Genomic DNA, 18133 nt, shown 5'->3' with positions numbered 1-18133 from the left:
AACAGTACGCAACAAAAAAATGTGACCTTTTTAACAGTCACATTTCGCATATATATCAATTAGATTCAATAAGATTTCCACATTCTTTTCCATTGACTGAATGGGAACATATTCAAAACGTCCATGCGCATTCTCATATCCCGCTGATAAGTTAGGACAAGGAAGTCCTCTATGAGATAAGGCTGAGCCATCGGTTCCTCCTCTAAATGGTTCTGTTTGAGGTGTTAATCCTACACTTTCAATGGCTTGTTTCAAATATGGAATCATAAATGGTACTTGATCAATCGCTTCTTTTAAATTACGATATTGAATTCTTTGTGTAATATTTACGGTACCTTGTCCATACTCTTTATTTAACATATCCACAATCATTTTTAATGTGTTATTACGTATATCAAACTGCAAGCTATCATGATCACGAACGTTGATTTCAATCTTGGCATATTCACAATCCCCATTAAAACTCACCACATGATAAAAGCCTTCTCTTCCTTGGGTATATTGTGGTTTTTCTAATGCCGGTAATTTATTTAAGAATGCATTTCCAATATCCACCGCATTTTTCATAATACCCTTTGCGGTAGCTGTATGTACTGAAATACCATGAATCTCAATCGTTGAAAGACTCGCATTAAATGTTTCATCCATATAATAACCCAAATGATCTCCATCTAGTGTATATGCGATTGGTGATTTAAAGCGTTCTAAATCTAAATCTTTAGCAAGTCCACTCACTTCTTCATCTGGCGTAAATGCGACAGAAATAAAATTATGTTTGATTTCTGGATGTTTCACTAAATACTCCAACAACGTCATGACAGCTGCAATACTTGCCTTGTCATCCCCTCCAAGTAGTGTTGTACCATCCGTTAAAATCAAATCCTGCCCAATATATTGTTTCAGATTTGGAAATACAGATGGTGACATAATAATGTTTTTTTCTTTATTTAAAACAATATCATTCCCATCATAATTTTCTAGTACCCAAGGCTTCACATCTTTACCACTCGCATCCGGAGCTGTATCCATATGTGTCACAAAACCAATAGCTCTTCCCGATTTCACATTGGCCTCAAGAGATTCATATACTACACATGTATCTTTATCATAATATACATTAGTAGCCCCAATTTTTTGAAGCTCTTCATAGATAACACTAGCTAAATCATGCTGACAAGATGTAGTAGGAACACTTGTACTATGTGGATTGGATTCTGTATTGATTCTTACGTAGCGCATCAATCTCTCTTTTACTTGTTCATAAAATTCTGTCATACGAATTCTCCTTTTTTGATTATTTTATTCTTATTCAAACAGAAATGAAAGACTCGAATTTAAAAAAAGGTACCTAAGAGAATGTAGGCACCAACTTAAGTCCATACTTTTTTATTTCTTATACATAATAAGTCCATTGAAATATCCATTTTCTTCAAATGAATAAGTTTGAATATATGAAAATTCTTTGAATAGTTTACCAAACTCAACACATTGTTCTTGTGACTCAAAAACAACTTTGATCACATCTTGTAGTTTAGTTGAACATCCTTGGATACTAAGAACACTATTTTCTTTAATTTTTTCAAAGATAATATCAAATAAACATAGATACAAATTAATTTGTTCGTCATATTTTATACTTGAAAAAATATCTGTTGGAAGATTCATTGAAAGTTTTATGTGTTTATTTTCTAATTTACTTTTACACTCATTTAAAACCACAGACATCGCTATATTATTCGAATATATCTGATTAAAGTTTTCCAATACAATTTTTTCTATTGTATCTATACTTTGTGCATATTCTGCCTGATCCCCAGATTTTTCGATTCTGTTTTTTAATGTCGTGATTTCATGAAGCAATGAATGCATAAAATTAAAATTTGATTTATAGTTTCTATCCATCATATCAAATTTTATAGCATTAAATTCATTCTCCATCTTTTCTAATTTCAGTTCTTCTTTAATCTGTAAATTGTGAATAAAGCCATATTGAATTAAAAATGAAATGAAGATTAGAATTGTTAAAAAGAAGAAAACATTCAAGAATATTTGATTCTTCTGTAGGATTTCACGATAATCTTTGTAGCATAAGGCAATCCCTAAAAGGAAAACAATCGGAATCAACACAATGTATGTAAACTTAATTGTATTCTTATCATGATAGAACTTTGACAATGTAAATCCTATTGTATACGAAATAATCTGTGTTGTTAAAATCACAATTAAATATGTAGATGAATGTACATCTATTGGTGCACTAACAACATTAAAAATTTCTAAAAGTAGAACCGACACTAATTCTGAAATCGCAAAAATAAAATAAGCAAAAATAAAGTAAATCAATTTTTTAGGTATTTTACCTTTATACATAAACATAATGTAACATAGATTCAAAAGTAGAATAATCCATCGACCATAAAATGTCATTCCATTTTGATTTAAATACCACTGAATTAAAACGACTATAATATATGCCGGCAAGACAAATTTATTGTTTTTGAATTCACTAAAAGACCTGATAAAAAGTGTTAAAAACAATAAATTTAAAGATACTGATATTAACATCATAATAATTTAAATAAAGATCTATAATAATTGTCAATAAAGGCCTTTTTATAAAATTTTGACAAAGGAATTTTCTCATTGTTCGATAAGAAAAGATCTCTTTCATCTTTACTAATACCAGAAATATATTTAAGATTTACCACATAACACTTGTAAGGTTGCGCAAAGCCATATTCTGTTAATTTTTCAATCCAATATTTCAAAGGGTAACTTGTTTTTATTTGTACTCCATTTAAAAAGTGAAGTACAGTTGCACGATTTAAAAATTCAACATAGAGAATCTTATCATAGTGGATTTTATATGGTGCAATTTTAGAATCATAGAACCCCATATATTTTTGAAATGTCGCACCTAGTACATTCTCCATTTCTTCATTAAATATATTTTCATCAATTGGTTTTAAAAAATATCGCTTGGCATCAATAGAATATCCATCAATTAAATACTGTGAGTATTTAGAAGTAATGATGATTATTAATTCCGGATAAACTTTTCTAAGCCTTTTAGAAAATTCAATTCCACTATTATTTCCGATTTCTACATCCAAAAATAATATGTCTACATTAGAAAAGGTATCCAAATTCTCATTTAATTTTAATTCAATATTAATCTTGTGATCGATATTACGTTTATTAAAATAATGGATGCATAACTTTTCAAGATCTTTAGAATCTTTTAAATCATCATCAATAATCAATACATTCAACATAACCCTTTCCCCCTAATCTGTATGAATGAACGTGCAGAAAGTTGCTTCAAAGAACAACAAAAATATAACTGAAAAAATAATATTAAACATATTTAACCGGAATTATTCATGAAAATGTTTAATTTTAATATTTGTTAAATCTCTTAATCCCTATGAGAAAGCAAAAGAAACTATATATTCGGAAGGTTAAAACTCTTTTGTATTAATTATACGTGTTATATTTGAAGAAGTCAGAGGATATTCCTTTTAATATCCTCTGACTTCTTAACATATAAATTATAAATTCTATGTACCAAAGTGATTCTTTATTTTAAAAGTTAGAAATTTTTATAAAAACCACCTGATTTTTTTTGCGTTACCTTTCTGAACTAAAAGCTTTTCTATTTGTTTTGCTTGTTCTGAATTTGGATCTATAGGAAAATTAACTAGACAATTTCCTTTTGTGACGATGCATAATTGATTATCAAGAAAAAAGTATTTTACCATATCTTCATATTTAAAATTTAAACTTCTTTTTTCTCCCTCAACTAGCCATTCGTCTTCTTCAAAAACAATTGCTTCTGGAAATTCATCTGTATCTCCATACATTATTCGTACTCTTTCAAAGGTATTTTTTACTCTTTTCTTTGTTATAATGATACAAACAATTTGAGAACAAATTAATAAGCTTGATATAACTATAAATAAGGCAAGAAGAATATCTTCGATACGTAAGGTTCCACAAAAGAATCCACAACAAAAAATGGTGATGGGAGTAAATATTAAAATGAAAATTAATAATATTTTATTAGTATAGAGTGAAACATTTTTTTTTAATACATTCTCTACCATATTTTTTGTCATAATATATTCTATTTTAATCATATTGAACCCCTCTCTTTTTTTTTCTACCACATCTCTATTGGTTTTGTATCTGAACTAAGTTGGTTTACACTATTTGGACAGTTGCTTTGCATTTCCTGATTCAAGGATTCATCTGTAATATCGATTGGATAAAGATAAATCATGTTTTCAGATATATATGCCGTATATTCCGCATCATAATCATAAACTGGAATCAAATCATAACAATTCTCAATACTTCTAGGTTGAAGGGTGACATTCACTTGCGATCCATACATTTTTTGCTCAGCCACATATGTACCAAGGATACCTGTATTCCCGTTTTTATCTAATTCTAAAAAGGTTTGAATTTGATATCCTTTGGCATTGATATCTGCATTACTGAAATACTGTATTGCATCTAATGATTCATTGTAGTTTGTATTTTCATCAAACTGTACATCTTTGAACAATTCAGGAAGATTTACAAAATCCGTCTTTGAATAATCTAAATCAAACTTCTCTTCAAATTCTTGAATCAAAGTTCTTTCTCTTTCCATCATTTCTTTTAAAAATGGTGTATCGTCAAATAGAACTGAACCGTCATTTTGAATTGTTATATCTCCTGAAGCTGTGATTGTGTCAAAATATAAAGGTCCATGATAGATAACATTCATATAATCCATAGAATACTTCTTATACTCTGTATCCGTCGATTGAATCGTTAGTTTTTCATTATTAATGGTTTGATCATCTTCGATTGTCTGCAGATCATAGATGTATGTGATTCCATCTTCTTGAAAACCATAAGAAACGGTGGCATTTTCTTCTATATTTTGAATAAATATTCTAGGATGATCTTTTACATTTTCCTCTACGGATATTTTCCATTTTCCTTCTTGATAATCCTTATAATCCAAAGCCTGTGCTGTTACATTCCAAAAATCTTCCGGTACTTGATTTTTTATTCCATTTATCAAATATAATACAAACAAAGAAAATACAATACCTATCACTACTATTATTAATATAATTGTCATTTTATTTTTCTTATTTCTTGATATTTTCCTCATGTCTTGCACACATCCTTGCACACATCTTTTATCCACAGTCTTAATGTATGGATTATTTATATTATATATTATATAGTCATTTTATAAAAATTTTATTCTTGATGAACAAAAGGTCATTTTTTTGAATAACACGTTAATAAAAGACATTGATTATACGTTTATTCTCAGAAAAATACAATAGATTAGGTATTGAAAAACTAGAAGACATTCAACTAATCAAATATGAAGTTTAACATTAGAAAAAGACATTGTAATTTAAAAACTATCCTCTTATTCATTTTTATGTCCTTTCATTCAAGGAGGTAGTGTCAAAAATCAACAGTCTACTTTTAATGACTGGATGCTCTTCTACACCTACCATCACAAACACAAATAATATTAAGGAGCATATTCTAAAAGATAATGTAGCTTATGATTCATTCTCTTCATATAGTGATTCAGATACAATTATTCGTTTGCCAAATGGAGAATATATACATGGAACAAAAGAAGTGAATGGAAAATATTATGATAGTGATCAAGATTCAGGAGCCATTCAGGCAAAAAAAGCTAAATATTATGCTTTACTAGCTATGGATGTAAATAACTATTTAACTGAAGAATTTGAGGGATTCAATGATTCAGATAAGGTTTTCTATAATAAGAAAAATGGTGGCTTCACAGATGCATCTACAGTCATGGATGAAAATGGTAACGAAAAAGACTTAGCCAATAATCCAAATTATGATTCTATGACAGTAAAAGAAGCAAAAGAAAAAGAATACAATCGTTTGATCCAAGAAGATGCTAAAGAAGAAAAGAAAAATCTGTCTTCTCCAGTAAGTGAATTAAACTCATTATTGCCAAAAACAGATTATATTTCACGAACGGTTTTCAACAAAAAGAATAAATATGCCATTCATTATTATGAAGTAGAAGAAAATGAATATTTTGACTACATAAAGAAAATAAAGGAGAAAGGTTTTGATTCCATGGATCCAAATTCTCCAGAAGAAACATTTTTAGGTGTTAACAGTGATAATATATTAGTCAATATACACTATGATGCAACAAATAAAACCCTTGATTTAGACATTCGAAGACAATAAGCTTTACTCACCAAAAGTCCAGACAACATTTGATTGTCTGGACTCTTTTTTGATGAAAGCAAAAAAAGACTGGAATTTTTCATCCAGCCTTTGACATTAGAATAATCCTACGATTTTACCATCTTCATCCACATCCATGTCTAATGCACTTGGATGTTTTGGAAGACCTGGCATTGTTAATACTTTACCTGTTAGAGCAACAATGAAGCCTGCACCTAAACTTGGGCGTAATTCACGAACTGTAATTCTAAATCCTGTAGGACGACCCATTACTTTACCATCATCTGATAATGACATTTGTGTTTTAGCCATACAAATTGGTAATTTATCCCATCCTAATTCATTGAACTTCGCAATTTGTGCTTGTGCTTCTTCTGTAAAATCAACACCATCTGCACCATATACTTTCTTGGCAATGGTTTCTACTTTTTCTTCAATTGACTTATCTAAATCATATAAAGGAGCATAGTTATTTTCTTGATCACATAACGCAACTACTTTATTGGCTAAATCAATAGCACCTTCTCCACCTTTTGCCCATACTTGAGATAATGACATTGGGTGGTTGTTTTCTTCGCACCATTTTTCTAATGCAGCTACTTCAGCTGGTGTATCTGTCGCAAATTCATTGATCGCAACAATGTATGGTAAACCAAATTGTTGTACGGTATCAATATGTTTTGCTAAGTTTTCACATCCTACAAGCATAGCCTCTACATTTTCTTCTTTTAAATCTTCTAAGGCAATTCCACCATGTTGTTTTAAGGCACGAATTGTCGCAACGATTACAACCGCATTTGGTTTAAGATTAGCCAATCGACACTTGATATCCAAGAATTTTTCAGCGCCTAAATCCGCACCAAATCCAGCTTCTGTAACTGTATAATCTGCAAGTTCTAGACATGCTTTTGTGGCAATGACAGAGTTACATCCATGCGCAATATTCGCAAATGGACCACCATGAATCAATACTGGATTATGTTCAAGTGTTTGAACAACGTTAGGCAATACAGCATCTTTCATAACCATAGCCAATGCGCCTTCTATACCCAAATCATGTACATATACAGGCTTATCATCATAAGTATATGCCACAAGCATTTTTCCAAATCTTTTCTTTAAATCCATTAAATCATCTGCCAAACATAAAGCTGCCATGATTTCACTTGCGACAGTAATATTAAATCCGTCTTTACGTTCAACTCCATTGGCTTTTGCACCACAACCAATGGTAATATTACGCAAAGTACGATCATTCATATCTAAACAACGTTTGAAAGTTACTTTTTCAGGATCAATATTCAATTCATTTCCCTGATGAATCACATTATCTAAACATGCACTAACTAAGTTATTAGCTGTTGTAATCGCATGCATATCTCCAGTAAAGTGAAGGTTGATATCTTCCATTGGTACAACTTGGGCATAGCCACCACCTGTAGCTCCACCTTTTAATCCAAATACTGGACCTAAACTTGGTTCACGTAAAGCCATCATCGTTTTCTTACCTAAACGATTTAAAGCATCACCTAAACCAACAGTTGTCGTACTCTTTCCTTCTCCAGCCTTAGTAGGATTAATGGCTGTAACTAATACTAATTTTCCATGAGGATTATTTTCAATGGATTTTAAATAATCAAAAGACAATTTAGCTTTATATTTTCCATAATGTTCCAAGCTATCTGCAGGAATTCCAATTTTTGCGGCAACCTTTTCAATTGGTTCCATGACACATTCTTGTGCAATTTCTAAATCTGTTTTAGCCATTTTACATATCCTTCTTTCCAATATCATTTCTGTGAAATAAATCTTTACATTGAATCTTTTCTAATTCTTTATATGTATGATCAAATGCAGTCTGTAAGTCATCTTCTAGAGTAACGACCATTAAAACACGGCCTCCATCTGTGACCAATCCTTCATCTGTCATTTTTGTTCCCATGTGGAAAACCAATCCATCTACATCGTCTACACCTGTAATCAAAGATCCTTTTGTAGAGCTTGCAGGATAGTTTGTACTTGCTAAAACAACACCGTGACTGACTTTATCTGTCCATTTTAGTTCAACTGGTTTATTATCCATTAAATCTAAAATAGCTTGGACAAAATCACTTTCTAAACGAGGCAAAATAACTTCGGCTTCTGGATCTCCAAAACGTGCATTAAATTCAATTGTTTTGATACCTTTTTCTGTCAACATCAATCCACCATATAAGAATCCAGTGAATGGAACACCTTCTTTAACCATAGCACTTGCCATTGGTTTCATAATTTCATCCATAGCTTCATCGATAATTTCAGAAGTAATCTTCTTAACTGGACTATAAGATCCCATACCACCTGTATTTGGGCCTTTATCTCCATCAAATACACACTTGTGATCTTGGGCTACTTCTAAAGGTACAACTGTTTCATTGTGTACTAGACAGATCAAAGAAAATTCAAATCCAAATAAACATTCTTCAATCACAACCGAATTATTTTCAATCGCAAAGGCAATGTCTAAGGCTTCCTTAGCCTGTTCTAACGTAGAAGCTACTGTAACACCTTTTCCAGCTTTTAAGCCATCTTCCTTAATAACAATAGGAGCTCCCTGTTCTTGTACATAAGTCCATGCAGATTCTAAATCATAGAATGTTTTATATGCAGCTGTTGGAATATTGTATTTTGCCATAATTTTCTTGGCAAAATCCTTACTTGATTCAACCTGAGTTGCTTTTTTGTCTGGCCCAAAAATCTTTAGGCCTTCTTTTTTAAACGCATCTACAACACCTAGAGCTAAAGTTGCCTCAGGACCTACGATGGTTAAATCTACATTTCTTTCTTTTGCCAAAGCGACAAGACCTTCTACATCATTGTCTTTCACATTGACACATTCTCCAATTTTTTCCATTCCAGGATTACCTGGAGCACAAATCAACTCATCACACAAAACTGAGCGTTTGCATGCATACGCAAGTGCGTGTTCACGTCCGCCCTTACCGATAACTAGTATTTTCATTGCGTTTTAATCTCCTTTTTCTTTACCATTCAATCATAACAGAAAAAAGCCCCTAATGGGTCTTTATTCACAATTTTTTTAACGGAAAAAAGGTAGAACATTATATTCTACCCCCTTTGTTTTCTAAACCTTTAAGAATTGTGCTACATCTAGCACGAAAATTGTGGCTCCACCAACAGTAACTTCCACAGGAAAACTTGCATAACGGCCAATGTCATAACTAGCTGTACTAGGTACAATTTCCGTTCGCTTACTTGAATATTCCTTGATGATATCTATAGCTGCTTCTACTTTTTCGTCTTCACAACCAATGATCAACGTTGTATTGCCTGCGCGAAGGAATCCACCAGTCGTTGCTAATTTAGTAACAGAAAAACCATTTTTATTTAGTGCATTACTTGCCACTGGACTATCGTCATTTGATAAAATTGCTAGGATAAGTTTCATAGTGCTTCCCCCACCTTTCTAAGGTTATTATATAAGAATTTATGCGCAACTACAACAAGAAAAAAGAACCATAATCTTTAGAACAATTTCTCTTATTTCATGTATAATAGATATAGAGTTTAAAAGGGGTTAATTATGTTTAGGGAATTTAATTTTTTGTGCACAAAAAAAGATTGGACCATATCTTTCGAGGGTCAACTATGACAAATAAAAAAAGGAAAGATACTTTCGGAAATGGCTTGATTGCTTTTTTATTTATATGCATGATATTTTTGATGGGTTATGCTTTTAAAAATCCTATATTATTATATTCTACAAATCCAGAAGTAGAGATCAATCATGAGTATGATCCAAAGACAAACATTCAACAAGTCTTCTATCATTCGGATTCTAGTGTTCAAGTTTCAAGTGATATCGATACTAAAAGAGTAGGTAATTATACAGTTACTTATCAAATAAAAGACTATAAAAAAACGTGTACAGTCTCAGTAAAAGATACGAAAGCGCCAAAGCTAAAAGTTAAAACGTACACCACCGATTTAAAAGAAGATGTGAAGCCCAATTCTTTTGTAGAAAGTGTTGAAGATGATTCAAAGGTTACCTTATCTTTTAAAAATAAAGTGATTAAAGATGAAAAACAAACAGTGACGATCATAGCTAAAGATGCATATGGAAATTGCACAATGAAAGATACGACACTTACGTTAAAAAAAGATACTGAAAAACCTGTTATTAGTACAGATCCAATTCATGTCTATACAGATTCAAAACCGAACTATAAATCTTATATTGAAGTAACGGATAACTTAGATTTAAATCCAAAGATCAAAATCGATTCTTCAAAAGTAAAGACAAAAAAAGAAGGCACTTATAAATTAACGGTTACGGCAACGGATCGTTCTGGCAATAAGGCTAAGAAAAAGATTAGTGTCGTTGTTGAGGAACCTACAAAAGTCGTTTATCTAACATTTGATGATGGTCCAAGTGAAAATACAGATAAAGTATTAAAGATACTAAAGAAATATGATGCGAAAGCTACATTCTTTGTGACTGGAAACAATCAAAAATATAATGATTCCATTCGAAAAGCAGAAAAACAAGGAAATACGATTGCACTTCATACATATACGCATGATTATGCGACCGTCTATTCATCTACAGAAGCATATTTTAATGATTTACAACAAATAAGTGATATGGTTAAACAAATCACAGGAAAAGCTCCAAAATATATTCGTTTCCCTGGTGGTTCAAGCAATATGGTTTCTGCCAACTACTCTCATGGTATTATGTCAAAACTTGATAGTATGGTACATGAAAGAGGTTATGAATATTTTGACTGGAACTGCTCAAGTGGGGATGCCGCTTCAAACAGCGTACCTGCTCAAACAATCGTCGATAACTCAACGAATTGTAACTACGATCAAATTATGTTGTTGTTCCACGACTCAAGTCCTAAAACTTCTACAGTTGAAGCTTTGCCAGCCATCATTGAAAACTATAAAAATCGTGGTTATGTATTTAAAGCAATCAGTGATGATACACCGATATTCCATCATGGAGTCAATAACTAAGTCAGCAATTTGCTGGCTTTTTTTATACAAAAAAATCGAAGGAATTAACCCTCGATTACTGCTTTGTAGTACTTTAATAGATCTTGCATCAATTCAATACTTTCTTCAACCTGATCTTCATTCATCACAACAACTTTTGTGTAGTTATGTAAAAGTATAGATCTAGAAACATTATATGTTTCTGCCAAATGATTGACCCAATCCTCTGCTTCTAAGCCTTGCTGCTTTGTAATAACACCTTCTGATATAATTACACCTTTTACGTCTGCAAACGATACGGGAACACTCCATTTGATAAGTCCAGCATGACATGCATACTTTTGCGGTTTATTTGATTTTAAAGCTCCTGTATAATTTTCAAATGTACATTCATCACATTGACGTACTGCAGATGAACTTGTTTTTAAACATTTACAAAAGAAATTCTTTTCCTTTGCACTGCTAATTTCTGTCTCGTCTTGCACGAAATAGCATCTTAATCCAGTAATATGGTAATACGCATCCATCACCTTTTGGATAGCTTCTTCAGGCAACATAATATAGCACCTCAAATCCTTTTCTTATCTTAATTAAATCACTTTCAGTGACTGATTTCAAGTGTATTGTAAGCCGTTTCAATCACTTTGGCCGCTTTTTTGTAAATTAAAACCAGATGTTTCCATCTGGTTTCTTGAACTATTAAATTCCTTTTATTTTATGAAATGCATGCTGTGCTGCAATGGCACCATCATTACATGCCGTAATAACCTGTCTTAAATTTTTGTCAATGACATCGCCTGCTGCATAAATTCCTGGAATTTTTGTTTGACGATCATCATCGACTAGAACATAGCCACGCTCATTTAATATACCTAAATCTTGTACGCAATCCGTATTTGGATCTTGTCCAACATAAGGGAAGATACCTGAACATTCTATAACTTGTTTTTCATGAGTATCCACATTTTCAAGTTCAATACCGGATACTTTTCCTTCCGAACTTAAAATTTGAACAGGAATATGCTTCTTAATGACATGAATCTTTGCGTTCTCTTCAATTTGTTTTTGAATATGTTCTTCAGCTCTAAATACGTCTCTTCGAATCACAATCGTAACACTGCGCGCAAGCCCGGCAAGATAAATCGATTCTTCTAATGCCGAGTTTCCTCCACCAATCACTACAACCTCTTTATCTCTAAAAAATGCACCGTCACAAACTGCACAGAAAGAAACACCATGTCCTAGATTTTCATTTTCCCCAGGAATATTCAATAAACGTTCCTTTGTTCCTGTCGCAAGAATGACAGCTTTCCCTTTCACAACATTCCCATCGTTTAAATATACATTTTTATTTTCATCGATTTTATTGACTTCACCATACGCATATTCAGCTTGAAAAGATGTTGCTTGTTCAAACATATCCATTGCCAACTGTGTACCTTCAATATCTTTTATACCTGGATAATTACTGATTTTATTTGTCTTAATCAATTTTCCACCTGGCGCTCCATTTTCTAATATCAAAGTTTTAAGTCCTGCCCTTGAACCATATAATGCTGCGCTTAAACCAGCAGGGCCGGCACCAACTATTACCAAATCGTATTGTCGCTCCATATGCGATCCTCCTTACATAATGATACTAACTGCATTAAATCATCGATGACCTTACATGGATGTGCTTTTTCTAAAGCTTCACGTTGTTTTTCATCTACACTAAACCCTACAGAATAGGCAGCCATATTTTTTGCGGCTACAATATCCGCAACATTATCACCAACATAAATACAATCGTCATGACTAGTATGTAATAAGTTGCATGCTTCAATCAAGCCAGATGCACTTGGCTTAGGTTCGGGCAAATTTTCTTTTCCCAATACAACCTTGAAATAGCCATCTAAACCAGCTTGTTTTAGTCCTCTTTTCACCACTTCAATACGCTTATTTGATACTACCGCACACTGTATATTTTGTTCTTTTAACCCCTCTAACATTTCTTTGGCATGAGGCACTTCCTTTAACAGATTTTTATGCAAAGATTTATTGATTACTTGATAACGATCAATAATACTTTCTACCTGATCTTCTGGGAAATACTTTGAAAAAGTTACTTCTAGCGTTGGTCCAAAGAATGAATATAGTTCTTCATTTGATAATTCATAATCGGGTTTTAATTCTTTAAAAACTCTTCTAAATGTTTCAAAAACTAATTGTTGTGAATCAATCAGCGTTCCATCCAAGTCAAACAAAACAATCGGTTTATTTTTCCAGTGAAAAGCTTTATGAAATACGCCCATTAAGCCAAGACAACCAACAACCATTAAAGCTAAAGATACAAGTTGAGCTGTACGAAGGCCAAATACCATTAAAGAATCGGTTCGCATTCCTTCAACCACAAAACGTGTAATTCCATACCATACCATATACATAAATCCGCAGTCCCCGCGTCTTTTATACCAATGCTTACGGAAAATAAGTGTGATAAACAAGAATCCTAATAGATTACATACACTTTCAAATAAGAAAGTAGGCATACGATAGGCTCCATCAATAAACATTTGATTTTTAATAAACACTGGATAATGCGCAAAGAAACTCTCAGATACAATCCCACCATAGGCTTCTTGATTCATAAAGTTTCCCCAACGCCCAAAGGCTTGTGCCAATAACACAGTTGGCATAATCAAATCAAACATTCTAAGAAATGAAATGTGGCGTTTCTTAAAGAAGAATAAACTAAAAATAGTTCCTGCAATCAAGCCTCCATGTATGGCCAAACCACCGTTCCAAATGGCTACAATTTCATTTAGGTGTGAAGAATAATAATTCCATTCAAAAATAACATACCATGCTCGAGCTCCCAAAATTCCAATAAACAACATAGGAACTACATAATCATCTAGAACTTCAGGTGCATATCCCCATTTTTTCATTGTTCTTTGACATAGTAAATAAGCACATAATGCGCCTGTTAAAATTAAAACGGCATACCAAGCAATTTCTAAAGATCCAAAAGAAACAAAAATTCTAGTGTTCGGAAACAGATGCATCGAATTCCTCCTTCTTATTCTCGGATATTTGCGATAGTACTCGCTCTTCAAATTCTTTAGCTGAATCTAAGCCATCTTTCAACAATAAGAAGTTTGTCACAGCCGTTTCAATAACAGATGACATTGGTCGTCCTTGAGAAACCGGAATAGTCATCTTTAAAATTTTGATTCCTAAAATCTCATTGTATTCTTTTTCTTCAATTCCAACTCGATCATATTCATAAGAATCATTAAATGGCTCTAAATCGATTTGAAATTCAATTTGTGTTTCATGGGCAACAGCTCCTACTCCATACATGCGAGAAACATTAATAATTCCAACACCTCTTAGTTCCATGAACCCTTCTAACATAGGTGTCGTTCTTCCTACCAAATCATCGTGTATTTTGTAACAATCAATACGATCATCACCGACTAATTGATGGCCTCGTTTGATAAGTTCCAAGGCAATTTCGCTTTTTCCCATACCACTTCGACCGGTAATCAATACACCAACACCAAATACACGCACTAACTCTCCATGAATGACTACAGATTCTGCAAGACATTCATCCAAATAGTTTGTGATACTAACGATTGCGTGTGATGTTTGATATTCTGTTTTAAACACAGGAAAATTTTTACGTTGTGCTATCTCTTTTAAAACAGGAGGGCACTCATGCCCATGTGCAACCACAATACATGGTGTACTATCTCCTGTCAAAAATTCAAAAGAACGACGCTGAGAAATTTCATCCATCTGCTCTTCGATATATCCTATTTCTTTATCTCCAAGTACGACAAGACGTTTTGTTTGTGTGTCTGGAAAATATCCGGCTAATTCTAATCCAGGGCGGTTTGTATCTGCCAAAGTTAATGGACGATTTAATGAGTCTGAATCCCCAGTTACAATAGTCCACATGAATTTTTTAGCTAAATCACGAACAATTACTTTTGCCATGGTCTCCTCCTTTTTCTAACATTGGTTTTAAATATTGACCTGTATAACTCTCTTTACATGCAGCAACCTTTTCTGGAGTTCCCGTACAAATCACAGTTCCTCCTCCTTGTCCACCTTCAGGTCCCATATCTATAATTTGATCTGCACATTTGATCACATCCAAATTGTGCTCTATAACTAATACTGTATCACCGTGTTCTACAAGACGTTGTAGAACATCAATCAATTTCTTTACATCATCACTATGCAAACCTGTTGTTGGTTCATCAAGCACAAATAATGTTTTTCCTGTTGCCTTCTTTTGAAGTTCACTTGCCAGTTTAACACGTTGTGCTTCACCACCAGATAAAGTCGTAGCACTTTGACCTAACTTAATATAAGAAAGTCCTACATCGTTTAATGTTTGTAGTTTATGTTTGATTTTTGAAACATTGCTGAAGAATTCCAAGGCTTCTTCAACCGTCATATCCAATACATCCGCAATCGTCTTACCTTTATACTGAACTTGTAATGTTTCTTCATTGTAACGCTTTCCACCACATTGATCACAAGGTACATAAACATCTGGTAAAAAGTGCATAGAAATACGTAAAATTCCATCGCCTTGACAGGCTTCACAACGTCCACCTTTCACATTGAATGAAAAGCGTCCTTTATCATAACCTAACATTTTAGCTTCTTTTGTCTGCGCAAATAAATCACGAATATCATCGAATACACCTGTATATGTAGCAGGATTTGAACGTGGCGTTCTACCGATTGGATCTTGTCCTATTTCAACAATTTTATCAATATTTTCGATTCCTTGAATTTCTTTACATACCCCTGGCTTAATTCTTAATCGCCCTAGTGCATGTTGTAAACCATGTGTTAACACTTCTGTAACTAATGACGATTTCCCACTTCCTGAAACACCAGTCACAACAGTAAATGTACCAAGTTTAATAGTTACATTCACATTTTTTAAGTTGTTTTGACTCGCTTTCACAATCTTTAGTTTCTTGCCATTTCCTTTGCGACGTATTGTCGGCACTTCAATTCTTTTACGTCCACTTAAATAAGCTCCCGTAATTGAGTTTTCGTTCTGCATAATTTCTTCCGGTGTTCCCACCGCAACAATTTGTCCGCCATGCACACCGGCACCAGGTCCTACATCCACAATATAGTCACTTGCTCGCATTGTGTCTTCATCATGTTCAACCACAATTAATGTATTGCCTAAATCACGCATATCTTTTAACGCACCAATCAAACGATCATTGTCTCTTTGGTGTAAACCAATACTTGGTTCATCCAAAACATACATAACACCCGTTAAGCGGGATCCAATCTGTGTCGCCAAGCGAATACGTTGCGCTTCTCCACCTGATAAAGTGGATGCTAAACGATCAAGAGTTAAATAACTAAGTCCAACATGATTTAAAAATGAAAGACGGTTTTTAATTTCTTTGACCACTAACTCTGCAATCTTAGCTTGTGTTGGCGTTAATTCTAACTGATCCATAAAATCGATGGCTTCACTAATACTCATTTGCGTCCATTCATAAATGTTTTTTCCACCAACAAGTACAGATAGTGCCTGTTTATTTAATCGTGCTCCATGACATTTCGGACATTGAGCATCTGCCAAGAAAGAACCGTACCATTCTCGAGACATCGTTGAAGTAGTTTCCATATATCTACGTTCAATCATAGGGCAAACACCTTCAATGCATTCTAGCTTTGTTGAGACGATTCCCGAACGAGAATTCAACTGGTATGCGATTGGTACATCTGAACCATATAATAAATAGTTAAGCTTCTTCTTAGGTAAATCCTTGATAGGTGTATCCATGTCTATTTCATAATATTTAATAAGCGCATGAATTCTCTGCCATTCTAGATTTTCTGTATTTACAATATTTTTATAATAATGAATGCCTCCTTGGGCAATTGATTTGGTATCGTCCGGAATCAACAAAGATAGATCTACTTTCTGTGTAATACCTAGTCCTTTACATTCTGGACAAGCTCCGAAAGGCGCATTAAATGAAAATAATTTAGGTTCTAGTTTAGGTACAGAAAAACCACACACTTTACATGCATAATTGCTTGAAAATAATGTTTCAGAATCATTCGTTAGTAAAATAGCTAAACCATCGCTTAATTTGAGTGCAGTTTCTAATGAATCATGAAAACGCGAACGATCATCACTCTTTACAATGCGATCAACAACAACATCAATTGAATGTTTCTTGTTCTTATCTAAAGGTTCAAGTTCTTCAAGATACTTAATTTCTCCATCAATACGAACACGAATATAGCCTTCTTTCATTAAATTTTCTAAAAGATCTTTATGTGATCCCTTTTTACCTTGAATAACAGGACTCAAAATTGTACATCTAGTTTTATCAGGTAGTTCCATGATCTTATCAATCATTTCCTTAATAGTATTTCCAGTAATAGGAATATGGTGATCAGGACAATAAGGGACACCTATACGTGCATATAATAAACGTAGATAATCATAAATTTCGGTAACTGTTCCTACAGTTGAACGTGGATTATTAGATGTAGTTTTTTGATCAATTGCGATGGCTGGTGATAATCCATCGATTTGATCGACATCAGGTTTTTCGCTATTGCCAAGAAATTGTCTAGCGTATGCGGATAGAGATTCCATATATCGACGTTGTCCTTCAGCATAAATGGTATCGAAGGCTAGGGACGTTTTTCCACTTCCAGAAACGCCTGTCATAATGACTAATTTATCTTTGGGTAGTTTTAAACTTATATTTTTAAGGTTGTTTTCACGAGCACCTTGTATTGTTATGTACTTTTGGTCCATAATAAACCTCCTCATATAATATGTAGCGTAATCAGTTCAACACATTGTTGTTAAATAGAT

General features: G+C 33.1%; 15 protein-coding genes. 2 read left to right on the top strand and 13 right to left on the bottom strand.

What is annotated here, in order from left to right; genetic code table 11:
- Nucleotides 1-30: 30 nt before the first annotated feature.
- From pepT to LJE08_RS05990, 5 genes are all read right to left on the bottom strand, one after another.
- Nucleotides 31-1275 carry a peptidase T gene (pepT, locus tag LJE08_RS06010; protein WP_227402707.1) on the bottom strand — a complete coding sequence of 415 codons (1245 nt, stop codon included), beginning with the start codon at nt 1273-1275 and terminating at the stop codon, nt 31-33.
- Between the two features lie 111 nt (nt 1276-1386).
- A complete protein-coding gene (locus LJE08_RS06005; protein ID WP_227402706.1) occupies nt 1387-2481 on the bottom strand; it encodes a hypothetical protein in 1095 nt (364 codons plus the stop codon).
- A gap of 83 nt (nt 2482-2564) precedes the next feature.
- Nucleotides 2565-3275, bottom strand: a complete 711-nt coding sequence (locus LJE08_RS06000) for a LytTR family DNA-binding domain-containing protein (RefSeq protein WP_227402705.1) — start codon at nt 3273-3275, stop codon at nt 2565-2567.
- A 327-nt stretch (nt 3276-3602) separates the two neighbouring features.
- Nucleotides 3603-4139, bottom strand: a complete 537-nt coding sequence (locus tag LJE08_RS05995) for a hypothetical protein (RefSeq protein WP_227402704.1) — start codon at nt 4137-4139, stop codon at nt 3603-3605.
- Between the two features lie 23 nt (nt 4140-4162).
- Complete coding sequence (locus LJE08_RS05990; protein WP_227402703.1) at nt 4163-5137, bottom strand: hypothetical protein; 975 nt, start codon at nt 5135-5137, stop codon at nt 4163-4165.
- Between the two features lie 338 nt (nt 5138-5475).
- Between LJE08_RS05990 and LJE08_RS05985 the strand changes: the two genes are divergently transcribed.
- Nucleotides 5476-6258, top strand: coding sequence for a hypothetical protein (locus LJE08_RS05985; RefSeq protein ID WP_227402702.1), 783 nt, complete (start codon nt 5476-5478; stop codon nt 6256-6258).
- A gap of 96 nt (nt 6259-6354) precedes the next feature.
- Here the strand turns inward: LJE08_RS05985 and LJE08_RS05980 are convergent, their stop codons facing one another.
- The 3 genes from LJE08_RS05980 to LJE08_RS05970 all read right to left on the bottom strand — a co-directional run bounded on the left by LJE08_RS05980 (nt 6355) and on the right by LJE08_RS05970 (nt 9706).
- Entirely contained in the window at nt 6355-8025 is a 1671-nt protein-coding gene (locus tag LJE08_RS05980) for a formate--tetrahydrofolate ligase (RefSeq protein WP_217255788.1), read from the bottom strand.
- Nucleotide 8026: 1 nt separating this feature from the next.
- Nucleotides 8027-9259 carry a phosphoribosylamine--glycine ligase gene (gene purD, locus LJE08_RS05975; protein ID WP_227402701.1) on the bottom strand — a complete coding sequence of 411 codons (1233 nt, stop codon included), beginning with the start codon at nt 9257-9259 and terminating at the stop codon, nt 8027-8029.
- A 123-nt stretch (nt 9260-9382) separates the two neighbouring features.
- A complete protein-coding gene (locus tag LJE08_RS05970) occupies nt 9383-9706 on the bottom strand; it encodes a cyclic-di-AMP receptor (protein ID WP_003865930.1) in 324 nt (107 codons plus the stop codon).
- Between the two features lie 200 nt (nt 9707-9906).
- Here LJE08_RS05970 and LJE08_RS05965 point away from each other — a divergent pair, with 200 nt between their 5' ends.
- Entirely contained in the window at nt 9907-11280 is a 1374-nt protein-coding gene (locus tag LJE08_RS05965) for a polysaccharide deacetylase (protein WP_227402700.1), read from the top strand.
- Between the two features lie 44 nt (nt 11281-11324).
- Here the strand turns inward: LJE08_RS05965 and LJE08_RS05960 are convergent, their stop codons facing one another.
- The 5 genes from LJE08_RS05960 to uvrA all read right to left on the bottom strand — a co-directional run bounded on the left by LJE08_RS05960 (nt 11325) and on the right by uvrA (nt 18073).
- A complete protein-coding gene (locus tag LJE08_RS05960; protein WP_227402699.1) occupies nt 11325-11816 on the bottom strand; it encodes a PocR ligand-binding domain-containing protein in 492 nt (163 codons plus the stop codon).
- Nucleotides 11817-11958: 142 nt separating this feature from the next.
- The gene (gene trxB / locus LJE08_RS05955; RefSeq protein WP_117926708.1) at nt 11959-12873 is read right to left on the bottom strand and encodes a thioredoxin-disulfide reductase; all 915 of its coding nucleotides are present in this window, start codon (nt 12871-12873) and stop codon (nt 11959-11961) included.
- Complete coding sequence (gene lgt, locus LJE08_RS05950) at nt 12849-14306, bottom strand: prolipoprotein diacylglyceryl transferase (RefSeq protein ID WP_117926709.1); 1458 nt, start codon at nt 14304-14306, stop codon at nt 12849-12851. Before lgt ends, trxB begins: the two co-directional genes overlap by 25 nt.
- Nucleotides 14284-15246, bottom strand: a complete 963-nt coding sequence (gene hprK / locus LJE08_RS05945) for an HPr(Ser) kinase/phosphatase (RefSeq protein ID WP_117926710.1) — start codon at nt 15244-15246, stop codon at nt 14284-14286. Before hprK ends, lgt begins: the two co-directional genes overlap by 23 nt.
- Nucleotides 15224-18073, bottom strand: coding sequence for an excinuclease ABC subunit UvrA (uvrA, locus tag LJE08_RS05940; protein WP_186999382.1), 2850 nt, complete (start codon nt 18071-18073; stop codon nt 15224-15226). Before uvrA ends, hprK begins: the two co-directional genes overlap by 23 nt.
- Between the last annotated feature and the right edge of the window lie 60 nt (nt 18074-18133).

This window comes from Holdemanella sp. DFI.5.55, assembly GCF_020593575.1.
In the GTDB taxonomy this organism is placed as follows: Bacteria; Bacillota_I; Bacilli_A; order Erysipelotrichales; family Erysipelotrichaceae; genus Holdemanella; species Holdemanella hominis.
This window is presented reverse-complemented; position numbering and strand designations above follow the sequence as displayed.

Coding starts and splice junctions, on each gene's coding strand:
- LJE08_RS05990 (WP_227402703.1), bottom strand. CDS start 5,137: ATGACAATTATATTAATAATAGTAGTGATAGGTATTGTATTTTCTTTG.
- lgt (WP_117926709.1), bottom strand. CDS start 14,306: ATGCATCTGTTTCCGAACACTAGAATTTTTGTTTCTTTTGGATCTTTA.
- trxB (WP_117926708.1), bottom strand. CDS start 12,873: ATGGAGCGACAATACGATTTGGTAATAGTTGGTGCCGGCCCTGCTGGT.
- LJE08_RS05995 (WP_227402704.1), bottom strand. CDS start 4,139: ATGATTAAAATAGAATATATTATGACAAAAAATATGGTAGAGAATGTA.
- LJE08_RS05980 (WP_217255788.1), bottom strand. CDS start 8,025: ATGGCTAAAACAGATTTAGAAATTGCACAAGAATGTGTCATGGAACCA.
- uvrA (WP_186999382.1), bottom strand. CDS start 18,073: ATGGACCAAAAGTACATAACAATACAAGGTGCTCGTGAAAACAACCTT.
- LJE08_RS05960 (WP_227402699.1), bottom strand. CDS start 11,816: ATGTTGCCTGAAGAAGCTATCCAAAAGGTGATGGATGCGTATTACCAT.
- LJE08_RS05970 (WP_003865930.1), bottom strand. CDS start 9,706: ATGAAACTTATCCTAGCAATTTTATCAAATGACGATAGTCCAGTGGCA.
- hprK (WP_117926710.1), bottom strand. CDS start 15,246: ATGGCAAAAGTAATTGTTCGTGATTTAGCTAAAAAATTCATGTGGACT.
- pepT (WP_227402707.1), bottom strand. CDS start 1,275: ATGACAGAATTTTATGAACAAGTAAAAGAGAGATTGATGCGCTACGTA.
- LJE08_RS05965 (WP_227402700.1), top strand. CDS start 9,907: ATGACAAATAAAAAAAGGAAAGATACTTTCGGAAATGGCTTGATTGCT.
- LJE08_RS06000 (WP_227402705.1), bottom strand. CDS start 3,275: ATGTTGAATGTATTGATTATTGATGATGATTTAAAAGATTCTAAAGAT.
- purD (WP_227402701.1), bottom strand. CDS start 9,259: ATGAAAATACTAGTTATCGGTAAGGGCGGACGTGAACACGCACTTGCG.